Origin of the sequence: Brucella sp. JSBI001, assembly GCF_026014005.1 — a bacterium.
GTDB lineage: Bacteria > Pseudomonadota > Alphaproteobacteria > Rhizobiales > Rhizobiaceae > Brucella > Brucella anthropi.
This window is the reverse complement of record NZ_CP110339.1, coordinates 1,889,785-1,910,329: the sequence shown is the minus strand read 5'-3', so window position 1 is coordinate 1,910,329 and position 20,545 is coordinate 1,889,785. Positions and strand designations below refer to the sequence as shown.

Genomic DNA, 20,545 nt, shown 5'->3' with positions numbered 1-20,545 from the left:
TTCCTGAAATCGTTTATATCTTCAAGTCCTTAGCGCCGGTGTCAATGTGCGGAGCCCAGAAAGCCACACTTTCCGCAATCTGCGGAATGACTTCACGGTCGTTCGGCTCGCGTTCCTTGAACGACAGTTCGAGGCAGATTTCATTGTCCACCGCGCCGCCTTCGGCAAAGGCTTTCAGAAGCGGTTCCGGCTGGATGCGTCCCTTGGCATTGAACGCGGCTGTGAAAGGACGATGTCCGCCCTTGTCCATCAGGCTCTGCTTGATGTGAATGATCGGCGAGACTTTCGGCACGGCGCGTGCCCAGGCGTAGGGATCGAAATCGTCCGGATTGGCGGAAGTCACATCGCCGTGGTCGATATCGGCCATCATCCACATTGGAATAGCCATGTCGGCGGCGGTCAGGCGATCCTGAAGCTTCATGCATTCGGCAATCGTCTCGCCAAATTCACGCCCGATGCTCATGGGTTCCCAGAACACATAGTCGAGACCGGCACGGCTCGCATGTTCGGCGACTTCCGCCCAGCAATCGATGGCGATCTTGATCAGATCTTCGCGGCGCGCAGCGTCATCGAAATCCTTATAGGTGAAGATCGCAAACTGCGTGCCGACCGACTTGCCGCCAAGATCGCCGATAATGTCGGCGAAGGTCTTGAACCAGTCGACATAGTAACGGCGCACTTCTGCGTCCGGATGGCCGAAATGGTTGAGGCGGCCATAGGGGCCGGTCATGCCCGAAGTGACGCGAACACCGGTACGCTGCAAGGCCTTGTCCATGTCGCGCGTCAGGCGGCGGATGGTTGAAGCCTGCCAGCTTGGATTGATGAACTCGTGTGTGAGCTGGAGATCGCGCAGGCGCAGATCGCGCGCAACCGTTTCAATCAGGTCATCCGGTTCGGCAAAGCGGTTTACAAGTGGATTGGTGTTCAGAGAAAGCGTAAGGGCCATAGTGTCCTCAAGAGACCATTTTAGCGTTGTCGAACCATTCCACGAAAGCGGCGCGTTCGGCTTCGGTCAGGTGCAGATAGTGCTTGGTGCGGCGATAGAGAATGTCTTCCGCCGTCTTTGCCCATTCCCTGGCCACCAGATAGCGCACTTCCGCCTCATGGAAATTGCCGCCGAAATGACGGCCGAGCCCTTCGAGGTTCTGTGCGCCTGCAACAACGTCTTTCGTGCGTGCGCCGTAGAGACGACCGTAGTGCTGGACGAGCGCGCGCGGCATCCACGGATAGGTGTCGCGCAAGGAGTTGGCGAAGGTTTCATAATCGGCATTGGCGATTTCGCCGCCCGGAAGCGGTGCGCCATGAGTCCAGTCGCCGCCCATCTTCGGGAAAATGTGCTTGAGGCGATGCATGCCGCGCTCGGCCAGCTCGCGGAAGGTGGTGATCTTGCCGCCAAAGACGTTGAGCAGCGGCGCATCATTGGTTTCATCGAGGTCGAAGACGTAATCGCGGGTGACGGCGGAGGGGTTACCCTTGCCGTCGTCGAACAGCGGACGCACACCGGAGAAGGAATGCAGCACGTCTTCACGCCTCAGCTTTTCCTTGAAATAGCGGTTCGCTGCAGTCAGCAGATATTCGATTTCCTTCTCATCTGCTGCAACATCTTCGGCACGGCCTTCATAGGCGATGTCGGTGGTGCCGATCAGCGCCTTGTCGCCCTCGTAAGGATTGATAAAGATAACGCGCTTGTCGTGGTTCTGGACGAGATAGGCATTTGCGCCCGACCAGAATTTCGGAACGATGATGTGGCTGCCCTTGACGAGACGCACATTGCGCGACGAGTTGGAGCCGGCGACATTGTGGATGACATCCGTGACCCATGGTCCGGCGCAATTGACGATGCAGCGCGCGCGGAATGTGCAGGTTTCACCCGTGTCGCGGTTTTTCGTTTCCACGATCCAGCCGCCTTTTTCGCGACGAGCGGAGACGACAGGCGTGCGGGTCAGAATGGTCGCGCCTTTTTCAGCAGCGCCAACCGCATTCAATGCAACGAGACGGGCATCATCGACCCAGCAGTCGGAGTATTCGAAGCCCTTGGTATATTGGTCGAGGATCGGCGTGCCTTCCGGATCGCGCCGCAGGTCGAGCGTGCGTGTGCCGGGAAGCTTCTTGCGACCGCCGAGGTGGTCGTAGAGAAACAAGCCAAGCCGCACCAGCCAGGCGGGGCGGTCCTGCGGGCTGTGCGGCAGAACGAAACGCATTGGCCAGATGATATGGGGAGCGGCGTTCAACAGCACTTCGCGCTCGATCAGCGCTTCGCGTACAAGGCGGAACTCATAATATTCGAGATAACGCAAACCACCATGTACCAGCTTGCCGGAGCGTGACGAAGTTCCCTGCGCCAGATCGTCTTTTTCCGCCAGCACCACCTTGAGGCCGCGCCCGGCGGCGTCACGGGCCACGCCCGCGCCGTTGATGCCACCACCGATTACAAAGAGATCGCAGGTTTCCGGTTCAGCCATTTCATGCTCCTTCGGATGCAATTGCATCCCATATTCTATATGTGCCGGAAGGGAGGTCCGGCCTTATTCATTTTGTTCACCGCATTTCCGAACGCAAAACCGCTTCACGCTTTTGCTGGAAATGCTCTATCGGAAGCCAACTTGTCCCAGACGGGCGTCAGTGCCAGCCGGGCTTCCTGATAGGCAACGAAGAGTTCTTCATAGTGCTTTGCGCGCGGACCATCCGGGGCCTCGCAAGGGCCAAGCAGCGGCTCGACCCATTCCGCAATACATGCATCCATGCTCGGATAAGCGCCGATGGCTACCGCAGCCATCATGGCAGCACCTGCGGCTCCCGCCTCTTCACGCGAGGAAACGCGCACGGGCGCATTCACCGCTGCGGCAAGGGTGCTGCGCAATGCTTTTGAACGCGCTGCACCGCCGGTGATGCGCAATTCTGCGGGCATTTCACCCATGGCCGTGTAGCAATCGCGCGTCGCCATTCCGAGGCCCTCGACAACTGAGCGCACCATTTCCGGGAAACGGTCGCGACTGGAAAGGCCTACGAACCCGGCCCGGGCATAGGCATTGACGAAGGGACCGCGTTCGCCCGCTTCCGAAATATACGGATGATAGAGGATTGCACCCGGACGGCTGGCATTAAACCAGTCATCAAGGCGGGGAATGAGGTCACTGAGCGAAACAGGCTTGTCTGGCGTCGACATGAGATCGGCAGCAACCTGCAATATCCAGTCGATGTTGATCGTTGCCCCCATATTGGTCTGCACCTGGGTGACGATGCCGGGAATGGGCAGCGCGATGACGTAACCGGTGCCTTCCTTGTTCAGGTGGATATCGGCAACCGGCTTGGCGCGCATGTGCACGCCTGTCGAACCAATGGTCGAGCACCCGGCGCCTGCTGTGCCGCCGCGCACGCCCGCACCAAGTGCAGTCATGGCCATATCGACATAGGCGAGACTCACCGGCGTCCCTGCCCGCAAACCCGTTGCAGCTGCCGCTTCGGGGGATAGCGGATGCTGCACTTCGGTGCCGTCGATGATTTCCGGCAGCAATCCACGCCGTTTCGTCAGACCGAGCGCGTCGATGACGACATCGTCATACTGGCGATTGCGGAAATTGCCGAAGGTGAAGCTTGCTTCCGAAGGGTCGGTGGCGCGAACGCCGGTGAGATTGAGATAGAGCCAGTCCTTGCAGTGGAGCGCGACTTCGGCATTGTCCAGCAGCTCGGGCGCGACGCTGTCCATATGCGCCATCTGCGAGCCTTGCTGGCAGGTGTTCAGCCCGGTGCCGGTCGCTTCAAAGCGCGCACGGTTCATGGGGCCAGCGGCGAGGCGCGTCACCGTCGTTGCCGCGCGGGCATCGAGCCACAGCCAGGCATCGCCGACCGGCTGGTTGTCGCGACCGACAAGCCAGGTTCCGTCGCCCTGGCCGGTAACGGCGATTGCCGCGGTGCGTTCGGCAAGGCCGGGCATCTTTGCACCAAGGTCGCGCAAGGCGCGCGCGCAGTCTTGCCATGTCAGGGAAAGCGATTGTGTGACAGCGCCATGTTCGCCGGTATCGTATTTGTTGCGAACGGCAGCAGATTCGATCTGGCGTCCGCTAAGGTCGAAAGCGACTGCCTTGAGCACAGACGTGCCCGCGTCGATCCCGATGATGATGTCACCTTTCTCACGCATGGCGGCTATCTGCTTTCATTGACATTTGGATTCCTCCCGCGACTGAAAATACGTCGCTCGCAGCCCTGTTTATAATGAAATCGGGCGATGGCGTATGCTGGAGATAACATAACGCTATCACGTTGTCTGTAAAATTTTCTAGAGCGCGCATTTTTTTTCACCAAAGAGTGAATGCAGGGGAAATCTCCGCGCCTTCGAGTGCGGTTTTCCCACTGTTTTCCATCAATAGCTTAATGTTTCTTCGGTTTTGAATATGTTTAATTCATTGAAAATAAAAGAAAATATAGAAATTTGCGAGTATCTTTGTGGCTGGCTTTGCGAGAAAAGGCGGTGCTGTGAATAGCACGAGTGATAACGAATTATGTAGTGGATTTCTCTAGATCGTGATCGAGATTCGGCGCGAAATTGTGCTATTTCACCGGTGTTTCGAAAACATCCGATTGACAGCTTTCGAGCTTTATAACATCATTATTGGAGTTAATAACACGCCGCTATCATAGGTTTTGATTGCGGCGCATCTGTTTCCAGGGTGCACGGAGGAGCGGGGCCCTGGAATTCATGTGGAGGCTATCATGATCTCGTCTGTCGCGTCCTGCACCGCTTTGGCGGAGGCTTTTGCCTATCCGGTAAGCGTGATGACAATGGTCGAGGGTAATCTCCGGGCGGTCTAATTCAGCCGCATCATCCGTTTCCATAACGACAATACGGCAGAATTGCTGAAGGCGTTTGATAATGAGTGCACAAACCAGTCAAGTTTCACAAAAACCCGCCAAGCTGAGCCGCGCCGTCGTCTGGAGCGTGATCGCTGCGATCGTGGTTGTCGGTGCGATTGCCTTCGACACGAAGGTCGTGAAGATCGGGTCTGATTCCGATGTGCGCCAGCAGGCTTTCTCCCCCGATGCCTACGGTGCTTCCGAATTCCCCAAGGTGAAGGCGAGCGTTGAGCAGCGCGCCGTGGATGCAGTGGAAGTTGGAACGGCTCTCGCCGCCGACAAGGCCGCCGCCGGAAAGAAATATGGCGTCGGCGACGTCAATCCGGTTGTCCCGGTCAAGTTTACAGGCACCGTTGAGGAGCGCAAATCCAACTACAATGTCGTGAAGGTCGACGGCCTGCCGGAAGGCGTTGCCATCCGCGTTCAGACCGGCCCTGCCGTCAACGGCACCGATCTGCGCGATGCGACCGGTGAAATCCAGTTCGGCCAGTTCAAGAACCAGATCGAATATCAAAATGCCGGTTCTGCCCTGAACAACGAGATGAAGAAGCAAGTGCTTTCCGGCGTCGATGTCGAGAATCTCGTCGGCAAGACCGTGACGGTGGTTGGCGTGTTCAAGGTCGTCAATCCGAAGAACTGGCTCGTCACGCCTGTGGGGCTCGAAGTGAAATGAGCACCGCTTCGAAAATCGAAGGCAAAAACGGTGATGTCGTTCTTGCCGCAAACAACGTTGCCAAATCCTATGGTCGCATTCATGCCCTGAAGGGCGTGAATTTCGAGATTCGCCGTGGTCAGGTCACGACGCTTTTCGGCGAAAACGGCGCTGGCAAATCAACGTTGATGAAAGTGCTTTCGGGCGTCATCCAGCCGACTTCGGGCACGATCATTCTCGATGGCGAACCTGTGACGTTCAATTCGTCCACCGAAGCGCGCGACCTCGGCATCTCGATCATCCATCAGGAATTGAGCCTCGCGCCCAACATGAACGTGCGCGACAACATCTTCATGGGGCGCGAAATCCGCACCGCCACCGGCGTTGATTTTGCCGAGGAAGAACGCCTGACGCGCGCGCTTCTGAAGGAACTGGAAGAAGACATCGACCCGCTGACGCCGGTCGAGGAACTTCGTCTCGGCCAGCAGCAGGTCGTTGAAATCGCCCGCGCCCTTTCGGTCAATTCGCGCATTCTCATCATGGATGAGCCGACTTCGGCGCTCAGCGCCTCGGAAGTGGAAGTCCTGTTCAAGGTCATTCGCGACCTGACGGCGCGCGGTGTCGCCATCGTCTACATTTCGCATCATCTGGAAGAAGCGTTGCAGATCACCAATCATGCGGTGGTGCTGCGCGACGGAACCATGACGGCCTATGCGCCGCGTGAGGAAATTGATCTGGAATGGATCGTGCGCAACATGGTCGGCGAGAACTTCGATCTCGGCTCGCCTCCAACCGGATATGACTGGGGCGATGTGGCGCTCTCTGTTGAGAACCTGACCGTTCCCGACCCGGGTGGCGCGGGCTTCTCGCTGGTCGACCGCATGTCGCTCAATGTGCGCGCAGGTGAAATCGTCTGCATTTATGGTCTTATGGGCGCCGGTCGCACGGAACTTCTGGAAACCGTTGCCGGTCGTCTCAAGGCAAGCGGCGGACGCGTTCTCCTCAAAGGGCAGGACGTTTCCGGCCTCACCATCGCACAACGTATCGAGAAGGGCCTTGTGCTGGTGCCGGAAGATCGCCAGCGCGACGGTCTCGTCCAGACGATGACGGTCGGCAAGAATCTGTCGCTCGCCAGCATCACCGAAATGACCAAGGGTCTGTTCACATCGCGCAAGCGCGAAAAGCAGATTGTCGATCAGTCGATCAAGAATGTGCACATCAAGACGGATGGCGGCGAAGCGGCAATCGGTTCGCTTTCCGGTGGCAACCAGCAGAAGGTCGTGATCGGCAAGATGCTGGCGACCGAGCCGGAAGTCATCCTGCTTGATGAGCCGAGCCGCGGCATCGACATCGGGGCGAAGGCGGAAGTGTTCAAGCTTCTGGCTGAAAAGGCGAAGCAGGGTCTGGCCGTCGTCTACACGACTTCGGAAGTCGGCGAATGCCTCAGCATCGCTCATCGTATCATCGTCATGCACCGTGGACGCATCTCCGCCGAATTCGGATCGGACGTGTCCAAGGAGAAGATCATGGCCGCCTCGGGCGAAGCCATGGTCGGTCACTAAAGCATAATCCCGAAAAGTTGCAGACTTTTCGGACAAGATTATGCGTTAAAACAAAAGGATAGAGCATAAGACCCGACAAAGTCGGGTTGTTAAATGCTCTGGTTATGGAGCACTGATAGAATGTCAGTCACGAGCACCAACAAAGAAACAGCGGCTCCGAACGGCGCGAAGCGGAAACCCGGCATCGTGCATCTGCTGCTCGAAGGTCGTGCATTTTTTGCACTGATCGCGATCATTGCAGTTTTCTCGTTCCTTTCGCCTTATTATTTCTCGGTCGATAACTTCCTCATCATGTCGTCGCACGTGGCCATTTTCGGCCTGCTTGCCATCGGCATGCTGCTCGTCATCCTCAATGGCGGCATCGATCTTTCCGTTGGCTCCACATTGGGGCTGGCCGGTGTGGTCGCCGGGTTCCTGATGCAGGGCGTGACGCTGCAGGAATTCGGCATCATTCTCTATTTCCCGGTCTGGGCCGTGGTTCTCATCACCTGTGCGCTCGGCGCATTCGTCGGCGCGGTCAATGGTGTGCTCATCGCCTATCTGCGCGTTCCGGCCTTCGTTGCGACGCTCGGCGTTCTCTATTGCGCGCGTGGCGTGGCGCTTCTGATGACCAATGGCCTGACCTACAACAATCTCGGCGGACGTCCGGAGCTTGGCAATACAGGCTTTGACTGGCTCGGTTTCAACAAGCTGTTCGGCGTGCCGATCGGCGTTCTGGTTCTGGCGGTTCTCGCCATCATCTGCGCCATCGTTCTCAACCGCACCGCATTTGGTCGCTGGCTCTATGCGTCGGGTGGCAACGAACGTGCGGCTGAACTGTCCGGCGTTCCGGTCAAGCGCGTCAAGGTGTCGGTCTATGTCATTTCCGGCATCTGCGCTGCCATTGCAGGTCTGGTTCTTTCTTCGCAGCTGACGTCGGCCGGTCCGACGGCAGGCACCACCTACGAACTGACGGCAATCGCTGCCGTGGTTATCGGTGGCGCTGCGCTCACAGGGGGGCGCGGTACTATCCAGGGCACACTTCTCGGCGCTTTCGTGATCGGTTTCCTTTCCGACGGCCTCGTGATTATCGGCGTGTCCTCCTACTGGCAGACCGTCTTTACCGGCGCGGTAATCGTGCTCGCGGTTCTGCTCAACAGCATTCAATACTCCCGGCGATGATCGATAGCGGCTCTGTCCACCGTTCCGGACGGAGCCGCGAAAATAACCGGGCGTATCGAAAGACTTCCAAAAAGGCACAAGATCTCGAAAACGGCCTGATGGAAATGAGTACCGCCGGGGAACCGGCATAACACAAACGAAAAATGTTAAGGGAGTGAGACCATGTTCAAGAAGGGAATGCGCGTTCTGTTCGCCGCTGCGGCAGCGTTGCCTCTCATCGCCAGCACGGCCTGGGCCGAAGGACTGATGACGATCATCGTCAACGATCCATCCAACCCGTACTGGTACACCGAAGGTGAAATCGCCAAGAAGACCGCTGAAGGTCTCGGCTACAAGGCTGTTGTCGGTGGCCACAAGGGCGACACCAACACCGAAAGCAACCTGATCGACACGGCTATCACCAACAAGTCGGTTGCCATCATTCTCGATCCGGCCAATGCGGACGGTTCGGTCGGTGCGGTCAAGCGTGCAATCGCCGCCAACATCCCGGTTTTCCTCGTCAATGCGGAAATCAACCAGGAAGGTCTGGCCAAGGCACAGCTCGTTTCCAACAACGCACAGGGTGCCGCTCTCGGTGCGACTCAGTGGGTCGAAAGCGTTGGCGACAAGGGCAAGTATGTCGAGCTGTTCGGTTCGCCATCGGACAACAACGCCGCAACGCGCTCGAACGGCTATGAAACCGTTCTGTCGCAGTATCCGGATCTGGTGAAGGCCGGTCAGGACGTCGCCAACTGGGACCGTACCCAGGGGCACGACAAGATGCAGGCTCTGCTTCAGGCCAATCCGGACATCATCGGCGTTATCTCCGGTAATGACGAAATGGCTCTGGGCGCAATTGCCGCTCTGAAGAAGGCTGGCAAGCTGGATCAGGTGAAGGTCGGTGGTTTCGACGGTTCGCCGGATGCGGTTGCAGCCATCAAGGCGGGTGAACTGCAGTACACCGTTCTGCAGCCGGTTGCCGTGTTCTCGGAAGCTGCCGTCAAGCAGGCCGACAACTTCATCAAGACCGGCAAGACTGGTGTGGATCATGAAAAGCAGCTCTTCGACTGCATCCTGATCACCAAGGACAATGTCGACAAGTACACCTCGCCGTTCGTTCTCGAACAGTAAGGTTTGAAAAGGCGCATCCCGACAGCAGAAAGCTTTCGGGATGCGCATTCTGGAAGTCCCTCTCCGCAAGAAAGTCCCATGCAACCACTCGCTGGATTTTGGGGCTGAAGACCGCGCAATATGAAGCCTATCAGGCGATTTCGAGGCTTTCGAAACGCGCAAGCAAGGGGACAAGTGACAGGCATGGCAGTGAGCAACAAAGCAAGCATTGACAAGCTGATGGCGGAGCAAGTGCCGAACGACAGCCGGCATGCGCGTCAGCTCGTCCGGCGCCAGCAGATTGCGGAAACTGTAATGGCCGAAGGCTCGATGCGTATCGAGGACCTCACCGAACGGTTCGGCATCAGCCTGATGACAGCGCATCGCGACGTCGATGAACTGGTAAGCCGTGGCCTGTTTCGCAAGTCGCGCGGCATCGTGTCGGCTGCGCCCACAAGCCTGATCGAGGCAAGCGATCTTTATCGCGTTACCCGCCAGTCGGAAGAAAAGAAACTGATCGCCGAAGCTGCAATGCAGTTCGTTGAACCGGGACAGGCCATTTTCTTCGACGATTCCACCACTGTTCTGCAAATGGTGCCGCATCTTCCCGGCAAGGGACCGCTCACCGTCATCACCAATTCGCTGATCCTGATGAACGAGGTGCGTGACATCAAGGATGTGACGCTGCTCGGCCTTGGCGGTCAGCTCTATAACTGGTGCAACGCATTCGTCGGCGGCATGACGATCCACGAAATTCGTCGTCTTCGCGCCGATGTAGCGTTCATTTCGATTGCAGCGATCACCGACGACCTTCTGTTCCATCAGTCGCCGGAAATGGTGGAAACCAAGCGTGCCATGCTGGACTGCGCCGCCAAGCGCATTCTTCTGGCTGATCACACAAAATTCGAGCGGCGCGCTTTGCACAATTTCGGGGCACTCAGCGACTTTGATGTCGTCATCGTGGATGAAGATACGCCTTTCGCGCATATCGAGCGCATGGAGGCGCAAGGCATCAACGTGGTGGTTGCCCGCGCCAATGCCCGGACAGGCGGCAAGCAAGAATAGCCCGCGCATATTTATCAGGAATACGATACATGCCCTCTCTGCTCGGAATCGACAGCGGACTGACCGTCACCAAAGCCGTATTGTTCGATATTGACGGAACCACCCTTGCCGTTGCGCGCCGTCGCGTGGCGCAATCCTTTCCGCGCGCCCGTCATGTCGAACGCGACATGGATGAATTCTGGAATGCAACAGCGGATGCGATTGCCGAAGCTATAGCCAAAAGCGGGCGGCCTGCTTCGGACATTCTGGCCATCGCCACCACAGCGCATGGTGATGGCATCTACATGCTCGACAAGGACCGCCGTCCGCTTGGCGCAGGGATATTGTCGCTCGACAGCCGCGCTGTCGATGTTGCGGAGCGTTGGGTCAATAGTCCCGTTGCAGAGCAGGCCATCACTACCACGGGTCAGCTTCCCCATGCATCGGCTCCATCCGCCATTCTGGCATGGGTGAAGGATAACGAACCGGAACGCTTTGGCCGCATCGCGCATGTGATCGCCTGCAAGGACTGGCTGCGCTTTTGCCTGACCGGCGATGTGGGCACGGATCGCACTGAAGCCTCGACCTCCTTCACCGATGTCAACACGCAGGAATATTCGAAAGAAGCACTGGCCCTTTTCGGGCTGGATGCGCTTTGGGATGCGCTGCCACCCATGTCGCGTTCCGATGAAATTGTGGGTAGCGTCTCGGGCGAATGCGCGGAACGCACCGGCCTCGTTGCCGGAACACCGGTTGTCGGTGGCTTGCACGATGTCACCGCTTCAGCACTTGGCGTCGGCGGGCTTGGCATCGGGACCGTTGCCGTGGTTGCCGGGACCTATTCCATCAACGAAACGCTGTCTTCCGAACCGCGTGTCGACAAAAGCTGGTTCTGCCGCAATGGCATTGCGCCGGGCGAATGGAACAATATGTCGATCTCGCCCGCATCGACGGCCAATTATGACTGGTTTCTCGACAAGCTCTGCCCGGCAGAACGGCGCGAGGCAGAGGAAACAGGGCGTTCCATCCACGACATGCTGCGCCCGGAAATCGATGCGGCACTGGCAAAGCCTTCGACGGCAATGTTCCATCCCTACCTCTTCGGTTCGCCCTATGGAGCGATGGCGAGCGGTGCGTTTTTCGGTCTGCGCGGCTGGCAGGATCGGGGCGACATGCTGCGCGCGATATGGGAAGGCATTGCCTTCAATCATCGTATCCATGTCGATCACCTGAAAGACGGGTTTGCAATCTCCGTCGCGCGCCTCACTGGTGGCGTGTCGCGCAGTCTGGCTTTCGCGCAGATGTTCGCCAATGTTCTCGGCATGCCCGTTACCGTCACGGATACGGACGAGGCCGCTGCCTGGGGTGCTGCCCTTTGCGCTGGCAAGGGCGCTGGTGTCTTTGCCGATGTTTACAGCGATCCGCGCGATCTCGATGCCATAGGCCGCACCTATGAGCCGGATGCGGCGCGAAGCGCGCTTTATGAAAAGCGCTATCAGCTTTTCAGGGAGATTGCATCGGCGCTTGGACCGATCTGGCCGAAGATCGAAGCGCTCACGGATTGAAATAAACGGCGTGTCCCGCGCCTCAGAGCATGTCTCCCGAAAGTGGGAACCGGTTTCGGGATAAAGACATGCGTAAAAACAAGAGATAGAGCATTTCCGATGATATGAGAAAAGCAGGGAATGCTCTAGAGAGACAGTAAGATGAATGACTTCGCAGGCAATGCCGAAATGAAAAGCCGTATCGGACAACTCGAGGCCGAGGGCGTAGATGTGCTCATCCTTGGCGCGGGGGTTAACGGAACAGGCCTTTATCGCGATCTTTGCGAGCAAGGCGTTAGCTGTCTCATTGTCGACAAGGCGGATTTTGGTTCAGGGACAAGTGCTGCGCCGTCGCGGCTTATCCATGGTGGTCTCAAATATCTGGAAACGGGCGAGTTCGGGCTTGTGGCCCAGTCCACCCTCGAGCGCAACCTGCTCCTGAAGAATGCGCCGCACAATGTCGAGCCGCTGCCGACTTTCATTCCTGTCTTCTCATGGACCAAGGGCATCACGGCCGCGCTGCGCACCCTGTTCGGCTCGACGACCGCGCCACGCAGCCGTGGCGCCGTGCTGATCAAGATCGGTCTGGCACTTTACGATTATTTTGGTGCGCGCGAGCGCGTCATGCCACGTCACCGTTTTCTGTTGAAGGAGATGGCGACGAAGGAAATGCCCTATATCACGCCTGCAATCGTGGCGGGCGGCATCTATCACGATGCGAAGGTCAGCCAGCCGGAACGTCTGGTCTATGAACTCGTCAGCGACGGGCTGCGCGCCAATCCGAAAAGCGCTGCCGCCAATTTCACGACGCTGGTTTCCGCCGAGAACGGCCTTATCGGCTTTGAAGGGCCGGATGGCGTAAAATTCGCGGTGAGGCCGAAGCTGGTCATCAACGCGGCTGGCCCATGGATCGACCGGGTCAATGCTGCACTCGGCAAGCCGACCAAGATGATCGGTGGCACCAAGGGTTCGCATATTCTTGTCGATCACCCCGAACTGGTGAAGAGCCTCAACGGACGAATGATCTATTTCGAGGCGGATGACGGGCGCATCTGTCTCGTCTACGACTATCACGGTCTGGCGCTGGTGGGTTCCACCGATATTCCATCGGACGATCCGGACAATGTGCGTTGCGACGATCATGAAACCGACTATTTCATCGACAGCCTGCGTTCGCTGCTGCCGAAGCTCAAATTCGACCGCAGCCAGATTGTCTACACTTATAGCGGCATCCGCCCGCTTCCAGCGTCCAATGCTTCCGAACCGGGTTTGATCAGTCGCGATCATTCCGCGCCTGTCATCGAGCCGGATAACCAACGGCCATTCGCGGTCATTTCGCTGGTCGGCGGTAAGTGGACCACATTCCGCGGCTTTGCCGAGGAAGTGGCCGACAAGGTTCTGGGCCGGTTCGACAAGACGCGGCAAGTGTCAACGCGCAACCTCCCCATAGGGGGCGGCAGGGACTATCCGTCCGACGATCGCGCCCGCAAGGCTTGGGTGACGAAATACGCCACCGAAACAAGATTGCCCGCCGCACGGGTTGAGACCCTGTTGAAGCGCTATGGCAGCACGGCCTTGCCGATCCTCCGCGAGGAAGCCGGGGTAACGGTTGCGATGCTGCCTGAAACCGACACGGTCAGCGCGACGGAAATCGCATGGATCGCACGCAACGAGCTTGTCGTGCATCTGGCGGATGTCGTTTTGCGACGCACCACACTTGCAATCGACGGGGCGCTGACGACCGGCAATCTTGCTGCAATCGCCGATATTCTGGCGCGGGAGCTTAGCTGGGACGATCCGCGCAAGGCGCAGGAAATCGAAGCGGTCAACACAGAACTTGCGAAACGGCATAACGTGATTTTGCAGCGGAACCCGGCCAAAAGGCGCTGAACAGTCCGTGAAGTTGATCTATGTTGCGTTGTGAACAGGAAAGGAAACGCCTCATGGATATCAAGCGAAACGGAACCGATCCTTCGGGAAAAGGCCCAGCCGACTGGTTTACGGGCAATGTCCGTATCGATCCGCTGTTTTCTCCCAATAATGCCCGGCGGGCTGCGGCTGCGACCGTAACCTTTGAGCCCGGCGCCCGCACTGCCTGGCACACGCATCCGCTTGGCCAGACCCTGATCGTGACCGCCGGGCTTGGCCTCGTGCAACGCGAAGGCGGACCGATTGAAGAAATCCGGCCCGGCGATGTGGTCTGGTTTGAGCCGGGCGAGAAACACTGGCACGGCGCATCCGCGAGCAATGCCATGACTCATATAGCCATTCAGGAACAGCTCGACGGCAAAGTCGTTGACTGGATGGAGCATGTCAGCGACCTGCAATATGGCGGTGGGAAATAAATTTCGCCCCGGTTTTGCGCAGCTTTCAGAAGTCGGCCCGACCGATCAATGGTCAAGGGTTGCGCAAAACGCAAAGATGATTGCGCATATTGCGAACAGGCGTTTCCTGTTTCCCCTATCATGTTGTTCTCAATAAAAACAAAGGGGAGAAGATAATGAAACGCCTATTTCTTTTGCTTGCAGCAAGCGTCGCCAGCCTTGCCAGCGTGCAGGCGCATGCCGCTGAAGGGGCAAACTGCAAGGCACCCAAACTCTCCGATGTCGGCTGGACCGACATTAGTGCAACGACGGCGCTCGCTTCTCTGCTGCTTGAAAAAGCCGGATACGAGCCGCAGACAACCATCCTTTCCGTGCCGGTCACCTTCCAGTCGCTGGAAAATGGACAGATCGATATTTTCCTCGGCAACTGGATGCCGCTTCAGGAAGAAGCGCGCAAACCCTATCTTGAAGGCAAGAAGATCGAGCAGGCTGGCGTCAATCTCGAAGGCGCAAAGATCGGTCTTGCTGCGACGGGCAAGGATCTTGGCATCAAGAATTATGCCGATATCGCAAAATTCAAGGACCAGCTTGGCGGTAAGATTTACGGCATCGAGGCTGGCAGCAGCGCCAACGCCACGATCCAATCGATGGTCGAGCAGGACAAGTTCGGCCTGAAGGATTTCCAGCTCGCGGAATCGAGCGAGCAGGCCATGCTCTCGCAGGTTCAAAATGCGGTGCGCAAGGATGAGCCCGTTGTGTTCTTTGCCTGGACACCGCATCCGATGAACATTCGCTACAAGCTCACCTATCTGGAAAATGGTGAAAACCTGTTCGGACCGGATGATGGTGCGGCAACCGTCGAAACACTGACCCGCAAAGGTTATGCAACCGACTGTCCCAACGTCTCGCGCTTTGTGTCGAACCTGAAGTTCAACACGGATATGGAAAGCACGATGATGAACATGATCCTGAACGATGGCATGGAAGCCAAGGATGCCGTCACGAAATGGATCAAGGAGAACCCGGCGCAGCTTGATGCGTGGCTTGACGGCGTGACCACTTTCGACGGCAAACCAGCACTTGCTGAGGTGAAGTCGGGGCTGGGCCTTTAAGTAAGGGTGCCTTTACTGCCGCAGCTTGCTCGGCGACTGACCGAAATGCCGCTTGAAGGCGCGTGACAGTGAACTGATCGACGAAAAGCCGGTCTGTTCCGCTGTATCCGCCATGGAAAGATGCGTATCGAGGATCAGGCGCCGGGCTGCTTTCAGCCGGAGCGACAGGTAGTAATTGCCCGGTGACTGCCCGATCACATTGGCGAACAGCAATTCAAGGCTTCGTGTGGAAAGGCCAAGTCTTCGGGCGATGCTCGACACCGGGATCGGGAGGTCGATATGGGTTTCCATGATTTTTATGGCATCTGCCAGTCGCGGTTCGCGGTTAAGCAAACGGCCAAGGGATACCAGCGGCTGTGCGTCGGAAGCCTGTTTCACCTCATCGTAGATGTAGAGGCTCGCCACATCCAGCGCGATGGAATAGCCGTGGCGGGCGCGAATGAGTGCCAGCATCACGTCGAGCGCCGGGGCAGCGCCTCCGGTTGTCAGAAAAGCTCCATCCCGCACCCAGCGATCCGATTGCATTTCGACTTCCGGGAAGCGCTGCGAAAATGCTTCCATGTCCTCCCAGTGCGTCGTTGCCTTGCGTCCGTTGAGCAATCCCGCCTTTGCCAGCACCCATGATCCGGCTTCCACACCCACGACGAGTTTCGATTGCTTGGCCGCCTGGCGCAGCATGGCGAGAAGCTTCGGCGTCGCATGTTCCAGCGCATGAAAAGCGCTGACGATAATGAGAATGTCCTGCGCGCCGACCTCGAAACGGCCATTGGCCGCAACTTTGAGGCCGCTGGATGTGACGGGATCGCTGCCATCCGGTGACACCACCCGCCAGCGATAAAGCGAGCGGCCCGTCACGCGGTTGGCGCCGCGCATTGGGTCCAGCGTTGCGGCCAGCGACATCAGCGAACAATCCGGCAGGACCAGCAGGGTAACGCTCAGTTCTTCGTCGGAGGGTTCAAAGATCATACGTTTCGTTCTTCGCCAAATAGATTTCGTAAAATGATAATCCCGGCATTTCGCGACCTGTCAAGCTCGGCGAAAATTGAGGGAAACGATCATGCCTTTAAAGCCCGCCCGCGAAATATTCATCACTGCTGCCGTCACCGGTGCCGGAGCCACCACGCACCGCTCAAACAAGGTGCCGATCACGCCGCGCCAGATTGCGGATGCGGCCATTGAAAGTGCGGAAGCAGGTGCCGCCGTTGCGCATATTCATGTGCGCGATCCGGAAACGGGTGAACCATCGCGCAAGCTGGAGCTTTTCCGCGAGGTTGTGGACCACATCCGGGCGTCCGGTGTCGATATCGTGCTGAACCTGACTGCAGGCGTTGGCGGTGATCTGGTCTTTGGGTCGCCAGAAGCTCCACTGCCACCCGATGCCGCCAAGACCGATATGGCGGGCGCGACGGAACGGCTTGCTCATGTCGCTGAACTCTTGCCGGAAATCTGCACGCTGGATTGCGGCACGATGAATTTCGGCGAGGGCGATTACGTGATGACCAACACGCCTGCTATGCTCAGGGAAATGGCCGGACAGATACAACGGCTTGGCGTGCGTCCGGAGATCGAGATTTTCGACACCGGCCATCTGCCGCTCGCCCAATGGCTGCAACAGCAGGGTCTGCTTGATGACCCGGTTCTGGTGCAGCTGTGCATGGGTATTCCATGGGGCGCGCCGGACGATCTGGCGACGCTGGTTTCCATCGTCCACAACCTGCCGGACAACTGGATTTTCTCGGCGTTTTCCATTGGCCGCAATCAGTTGCCTTATGCGGCCCTTGCCGTGCTGGCGGGTGGCAATATCCGTGTGGGTCTCGAAGACAATATCTGGCTCGACAAGGGTGTTCTAGCGTCGAATGGCGATCTGGTCGAACGGGCCAAAGCCATCGCCGTTAATATGGGAACGAAAGTTCTGACGCCTGCTGAAGTCCGCGAAAAACTCAAGCTTACAAAGCGCTGGTGATATCCATGAACAGCCATCCTCCCAAGATTGCCTGCATCGGCAGCGGTGTCATCGGCAGCGGCTGGGCCGCACGCTTTCTGCTGAACGGTTTCGACGTTGCCGTTTACGATCCGTCGCCCGATGCAAAGGCGACGACCGAACACATTCTCGATAATGCACGCAAAGCGCTGGCGGCGCTGACCACCGCGCGCCTTCCGCAGGAGGGGCAACGGTCCTTTTCCGCTTCGCTGGCAGAGGCGGTGGCAGGCGCGGCGCTTATTCAGGAAAGCGTTCCCGAACGCCTTGACCTTAAACTTGCCGTGCTGGCGGAGATTGAAGCCGCTTGCGCAGACGATGCACTGATCGCCTCGTCCACTTCCGGCTTTCTTCCAAGCAAGTTGCAGGCTGGGTTGCGGCATCCGGAGCGCCTCTTGATCGCGCATCCCTATAATCCCGTTTACCTGTTGCCACTGGTGGAACTCGTGCCGGGTGAAAAGACCAGCGGATCGACAATTGAAAGAGCGTCCGCGCTCTACCGTCTGACCGGAATGGAGCCGGTCGTTCTTGAAAAGGAAATCGACGCTTTTGTTGGCGACAGGCTTCTGGAAGCGCTGTGGCGAGAGGCCTTGTGGCTCGTGCGCGACGGCATCGCCACGGTCGAGCAGATTGACGACATCATCCGCTATTCGTTCGGGCTTCGCTGGGCGCAGATGGGGCTGTTCCAGACCTATCGCATTGCCGGCGGTCCGGCAGGTATGCGACACTTCCTCGCCCAGTTCGGGCCTGCGCTACAATGGCCATGGACGAAGCTGACAGATGTGCCCGATCTTGATGACAGCCTGATCAGCCGCATCGCGGATCAGTCGGACGAGCAGAATGAAGGGCTTTCAATCCACGATCTGGAACGGATTCGTGACGAAAATCTGGTTGCGATCATTCGCGCTCTCGCGCATCAGCAGAACGGCAAGGGTTGGGGCGCGGGCGCGCTTCTCAATGCCTATACTGCACGGCTCGATGGGGCGGGCTCTTCCAAGGCAGGTTCCGGCCCGTTGCGTCTTCTGGATGCGCGCGTGATTCCGGAGTGGATCGACTATAACGGGCATATGACCGAGCATCGTTATCTCGATGTATTCGGCCAGACGACCGACAGGTTTCTGGCACATATCGGTGTGGACGAAGCCTATCTAAAATCCGGTCACAGCTACTACACGGTCGAAACCCATATCATGCATCGCGGCGAGGCCAAGGTAGGCGATGCGCTACATGTGGAAACGCAGTTGCTCTCCTTTGACGAGAAACGCGCGCATGTCTTTCACAGTCTGAGGCGGGGCGATACGGAAATCGCCAGCGCCGAGCAGATGCTGCTGCATGTCGATAGCACAGTGGGCAAGGCGGTCGCTGCGAAGGCCGGAATTCTGGCCGCATTGGAGGGGCTTTCTCATGCACACCGTGAGATGCCGACACCGATCGCCGTCGGGCGGCATGTTGGAAGACGGGGGTGAACGACGTCTATAATTTTCAGTGAAATCAAGGTGCTGATCCAGGATCGGCGCTTTGGTTTTTGTCGTGCTTGACATTTAATCAATCGATTGATTAAATCATGATATGAGCAAAGCGAAACATACAAGGCAAGAGCCTCCGTCACCTTCGGTCGATCAGACGCGAGCGGCGCTGATCCACGCGGCCTTGCAACTATTTGGCTCGAAGGGTTTCGATGCCACATCGACGCGTGAGATTGCCGGTCTGGCCAAGGCGAATATCGGTTCCATCGCGTATCATTTCGGCGGCAAGGAAGGGCTGCGACTGGCGGCGGCAGACTATATTGTCGAAACGATACAAGGCATAGCCGGGCAGGCGCTTGGACATCACGGTGTGATCAGTGCACCTGCCGAAACGAAGGAAACGGCCCGCCAGCAGCTCGGTCTGGCGCTGGAGCGGATGACGCATTTCATCGTCGCGCAACCACAGTCCGGCGAGATCGTTCAGTTTCTCTTGCGCGAACTGGCGCATCCGACCGCAGCACTCGATCGCATCTATTCCGGTGTTTTCGAGCCGACGCACAAAAGGCTTTGCGCCATCTGGGAAGTCGCGACGGGCGAACCTGCCGAGAGCGAGGCCACACGGCTTCTCATCTTCACCCTGCTTGGGCAGATCGTTTATTTCCGCATTGGCCGGGAAGCTGTGAAACGGCGCATGGGCTGGTCCACGATGGGCGCGGAAGAGGCGGCGGCTGTCGCGGCAATCGCACGCCAGAATTTGATGGCCATTCTCGCAGCGAAGGATGCCATCAAAGACGGCGAGGTGAAAGCATGAGTATTCTCTGTATTGTTCCTTTCGCCTCTTATCTTTTCGCCGCATGCAGCGCGCAGCCCCTTGCTGTTGGTTACGTTGAGGGGGAATTCGTGCAGCTTGCGCCGCTGGAAGTGGCGCAGGTTCAGTCCGTTGCCGTCAGGCGTGGGGATCGTGTCGAGCCGGGCAAGCCCATAGCAATGACGGAGGATGCGGACGCAAAGATCGCCGTCGCGCAGGCCGAGGCAGCATTGGCGCAGGCACGCGCGCAACTGGCGGATTTGCAGGTTGGCAAGCGCCCCGATGAAATTGCAGTTCTGGAAGCGGCGGTCAGGACGGCCAAAGCACAGGCAGACGATGCCCAGCGAACCCTTTTGCGCACGCAAGACCTGACGAAACGTGGAGTGATGACACAGGCGCAGCTTGACGATGCGGCCACCAAGGTCGAAGTGGCTGAGGCCTCGATCAATCAGGCCACAGCCAATCTGGCGGTCGGTCGATTGCCCGCGCGCCCCGAAGAAATCAAGGCGGCAGAGAATGCCGTCAAAAGTGCCGAAGCGCAGCTGGATTCCGCACGCTGGCATCTGACCAAGCGAACGATTGAAGCACCTGCGCCGGGCCGGATCACCGATGTCATCCGCAATCCAGGCGATATTGCCGGTCCGTCTGCGCCGGTTTTGACGATGCTGCCCGATGGTGCGGTCAAGCTGAAGGTCTACATACCGGAAGACAAGTTCTCGACCGTGCGGGTGGGCGATACGCTGTCCGTGCGCTGCGATGGTTGCGCGCCCGGCCTGCAAGCCCGTGTGAGCTATGTTTCGCCCGATCCAGAATTCACGCCGCCCGTCATCTACTCGCTCGAAACGCGCCAGAAGCTTGTCTATCTTGTCGAGGCGCATCCTGTCGATCCCGCATCGCCTTTGCAGCCCGGCCAGATCGTGGATGTCGATCTGGCTGCCCGATAGGCGGAGGCGG

Annotated in this window: 17 protein-coding genes; 13 read left to right on the top strand and 4 right to left on the bottom strand. The window is 58.1% G+C overall.

The window, feature by feature from the left end; translation table 11 throughout:
- Positions 1-13 precede the first annotated feature (13 nt).
- From LJ361_RS09040 to LJ361_RS09030, 3 genes are all read right to left on the bottom strand, one after another.
- Entirely contained in the window at positions 14-946 is a 933-nt protein-coding gene (locus LJ361_RS09040; RefSeq protein WP_010660869.1) for a sugar phosphate isomerase/epimerase family protein, read from the bottom strand.
- A 7-nt stretch (positions 947-953) separates the two neighbouring features.
- Positions 954-2,462 carry a glycerol-3-phosphate dehydrogenase gene (locus tag LJ361_RS09035; protein WP_010660870.1) on the bottom strand — a complete coding sequence of 503 codons (1,509 nt, stop codon included), beginning with the start codon at positions 2,460-2,462 and terminating at the stop codon, positions 954-956.
- A 104-nt stretch (positions 2,463-2,566) separates the two neighbouring features.
- Positions 2,567-4,138, bottom strand: a complete 1,572-nt coding sequence (locus tag LJ361_RS09030; RefSeq protein WP_010660871.1) for an FGGY-family carbohydrate kinase — start codon at positions 4,136-4,138, stop codon at positions 2,567-2,569.
- Between the two features lie 732 nt (positions 4,139-4,870).
- Here LJ361_RS09030 and LJ361_RS09025 point away from each other — a divergent pair.
- From LJ361_RS09025 to choX, 9 genes are all read left to right on the top strand, one after another.
- Positions 4,871-5,524 carry a DUF2291 domain-containing protein gene (locus LJ361_RS09025; protein WP_011982655.1) on the top strand — a complete coding sequence of 218 codons (654 nt, stop codon included), beginning with the start codon at positions 4,871-4,873 and terminating at the stop codon, positions 5,522-5,524.
- The gene (locus LJ361_RS09020) at positions 5,521-7,065 is read left to right on the top strand and encodes a sugar ABC transporter ATP-binding protein (RefSeq protein WP_011982656.1); all 1,545 of its coding nucleotides are present in this window, start codon (positions 5,521-5,523) and stop codon (positions 7,063-7,065) included. Before LJ361_RS09025 ends, LJ361_RS09020 begins: the two co-directional genes overlap by 4 nt.
- A 120-nt stretch (positions 7,066-7,185) precedes the next feature.
- Positions 7,186-8,226, top strand: a complete 1,041-nt coding sequence (locus tag LJ361_RS09015; RefSeq protein ID WP_010660874.1) for an ABC transporter permease — start codon at positions 7,186-7,188, stop codon at positions 8,224-8,226.
- A 162-nt stretch (positions 8,227-8,388) separates the two neighbouring features.
- Positions 8,389-9,336, top strand: coding sequence for a D-ribose ABC transporter substrate-binding protein (locus LJ361_RS09010; protein ID WP_010660875.1), 948 nt, complete (start codon positions 8,389-8,391; stop codon positions 9,334-9,336).
- Positions 9,337-9,519: 183 nt separating this feature from the next.
- Positions 9,520-10,380, top strand: a complete 861-nt coding sequence (locus LJ361_RS09005) for a DeoR/GlpR family DNA-binding transcription regulator (protein ID WP_010660876.1) — start codon at positions 9,520-9,522, stop codon at positions 10,378-10,380.
- Positions 10,381-10,409: 29 nt separating this feature from the next.
- Positions 10,410-11,924 (top strand): FGGY-family carbohydrate kinase, encoded by a 1,515-nt coding sequence (locus tag LJ361_RS09000; protein WP_264813373.1) that lies wholly within the window; start codon positions 10,410-10,412, stop codon positions 11,922-11,924.
- A 141-nt stretch (positions 11,925-12,065) separates the two neighbouring features.
- On the top strand, positions 12,066-13,793 hold the full coding sequence (locus LJ361_RS08995; RefSeq protein ID WP_413775044.1) for a glycerol-3-phosphate dehydrogenase/oxidase: 1,728 nt from the start codon (positions 12,066-12,068) through the stop codon (positions 13,791-13,793).
- 53 nt (positions 13,794-13,846) lie between these two features.
- A complete protein-coding gene (locus tag LJ361_RS08990) occupies positions 13,847-14,248 on the top strand; it encodes a cupin domain-containing protein (protein WP_029928103.1) in 402 nt (133 codons plus the stop codon).
- Positions 14,249-14,403: 155 nt separating this feature from the next.
- Positions 14,404-15,339, top strand: a complete 936-nt coding sequence (gene choX / locus LJ361_RS08985; protein WP_264813371.1) for a choline ABC transporter substrate-binding protein — start codon at positions 14,404-14,406, stop codon at positions 15,337-15,339.
- 12 nt (positions 15,340-15,351) lie between these two features.
- Here the strand turns inward: choX and LJ361_RS08980 are convergent, their stop codons facing one another.
- Positions 15,352-16,305: a GlxA family transcriptional regulator gene (locus LJ361_RS08980; protein WP_029928101.1), complete on the bottom strand. Its 954-nt coding sequence runs from the start codon at positions 16,303-16,305 to the stop codon at positions 15,352-15,354.
- A gap of 91 nt (positions 16,306-16,396) precedes the next feature.
- Here LJ361_RS08980 and LJ361_RS08975 point away from each other — a divergent pair, with 91 nt between their 5' ends.
- The 4 genes from LJ361_RS08975 (at position 16,397) to LJ361_RS08960 (ending at position 20,535) form a co-directional block, all read left to right on the top strand.
- Entirely contained in the window at positions 16,397-17,302 is a 906-nt protein-coding gene (locus tag LJ361_RS08975; RefSeq protein ID WP_010660882.1) for a 3-keto-5-aminohexanoate cleavage protein, read from the top strand.
- Positions 17,303-17,307: 5 nt separating this feature from the next.
- Positions 17,308-18,783 (top strand): carnitine 3-dehydrogenase, encoded by a 1,476-nt coding sequence (locus LJ361_RS08970; RefSeq protein WP_264813370.1) that lies wholly within the window; start codon positions 17,308-17,310, stop codon positions 18,781-18,783.
- Positions 18,784-18,886: 103 nt separating this feature from the next.
- Positions 18,887-19,594 (top strand): DUF1956 domain-containing protein, encoded by a 708-nt coding sequence (locus tag LJ361_RS08965; RefSeq protein ID WP_011982665.1) that lies wholly within the window; start codon positions 18,887-18,889, stop codon positions 19,592-19,594.
- Positions 19,591-20,535: an HlyD family secretion protein gene (locus tag LJ361_RS08960; RefSeq protein WP_029928097.1), complete on the top strand. Its 945-nt coding sequence runs from the start codon at positions 19,591-19,593 to the stop codon at positions 20,533-20,535. The genes LJ361_RS08965 and LJ361_RS08960 overlap by 4 nt, the downstream gene beginning before the upstream one ends.
- Positions 20,536-20,545: the final 10 nt, after the last annotated feature.

What these genes read in the sequence shown, in the direction of transcription:
- LJ361_RS09040 (WP_010660869.1), bottom strand. Translation starts at nt 946, where the DNA reads ATGGCCCTTACGCTTTCTCTGAACACCAATCCACTTGTAAACCGCTTT.
- LJ361_RS09035 (WP_010660870.1), bottom strand. Translation starts at nt 2,462, where the DNA reads ATGGCTGAACCGGAAACCTGCGATCTCTTTGTAATCGGTGGTGGCATC.
- LJ361_RS09030 (WP_010660871.1), bottom strand. Translation starts at nt 4,138, where the DNA reads ATGCGTGAGAAAGGTGACATCATCATCGGGATCGACGCGGGCACGTCT.
- LJ361_RS09025 (WP_011982655.1), top strand. Translation starts at nt 4,871, where the DNA reads ATGAGTGCACAAACCAGTCAAGTTTCACAAAAACCCGCCAAGCTGAGC.
- LJ361_RS09020 (WP_011982656.1), top strand. Translation starts at nt 5,521, where the DNA reads ATGAGCACCGCTTCGAAAATCGAAGGCAAAAACGGTGATGTCGTTCTT.
- LJ361_RS09015 (WP_010660874.1), top strand. Translation starts at nt 7,186, where the DNA reads ATGTCAGTCACGAGCACCAACAAAGAAACAGCGGCTCCGAACGGCGCG.
- LJ361_RS09010 (WP_010660875.1), top strand. Translation starts at nt 8,389, where the DNA reads ATGTTCAAGAAGGGAATGCGCGTTCTGTTCGCCGCTGCGGCAGCGTTG.
- LJ361_RS09005 (WP_010660876.1), top strand. Translation starts at nt 9,520, where the DNA reads ATGGCAGTGAGCAACAAAGCAAGCATTGACAAGCTGATGGCGGAGCAA.
- LJ361_RS09000 (WP_264813373.1), top strand. Translation starts at nt 10,410, where the DNA reads ATGCCCTCTCTGCTCGGAATCGACAGCGGACTGACCGTCACCAAAGCC.
- LJ361_RS08995 (WP_413775044.1), top strand. Translation starts at nt 12,066, where the DNA reads ATGAATGACTTCGCAGGCAATGCCGAAATGAAAAGCCGTATCGGACAA.
- LJ361_RS08990 (WP_029928103.1), top strand. Translation starts at nt 13,847, where the DNA reads ATGGATATCAAGCGAAACGGAACCGATCCTTCGGGAAAAGGCCCAGCC.
- choX (WP_264813371.1), top strand. Translation starts at nt 14,404, where the DNA reads ATGAAACGCCTATTTCTTTTGCTTGCAGCAAGCGTCGCCAGCCTTGCC.
- LJ361_RS08980 (WP_029928101.1), bottom strand. Translation starts at nt 16,305, where the DNA reads ATGATCTTTGAACCCTCCGACGAAGAACTGAGCGTTACCCTGCTGGTC.
- LJ361_RS08975 (WP_010660882.1), top strand. Translation starts at nt 16,397, where the DNA reads ATGCCTTTAAAGCCCGCCCGCGAAATATTCATCACTGCTGCCGTCACC.
- LJ361_RS08970 (WP_264813370.1), top strand. Translation starts at nt 17,308, where the DNA reads ATGAACAGCCATCCTCCCAAGATTGCCTGCATCGGCAGCGGTGTCATC.
- LJ361_RS08965 (WP_011982665.1), top strand. Translation starts at nt 18,887, where the DNA reads ATGAGCAAAGCGAAACATACAAGGCAAGAGCCTCCGTCACCTTCGGTC.
- LJ361_RS08960 (WP_029928097.1), top strand. Translation starts at nt 19,591, where the DNA reads ATGAGTATTCTCTGTATTGTTCCTTTCGCCTCTTATCTTTTCGCCGCA.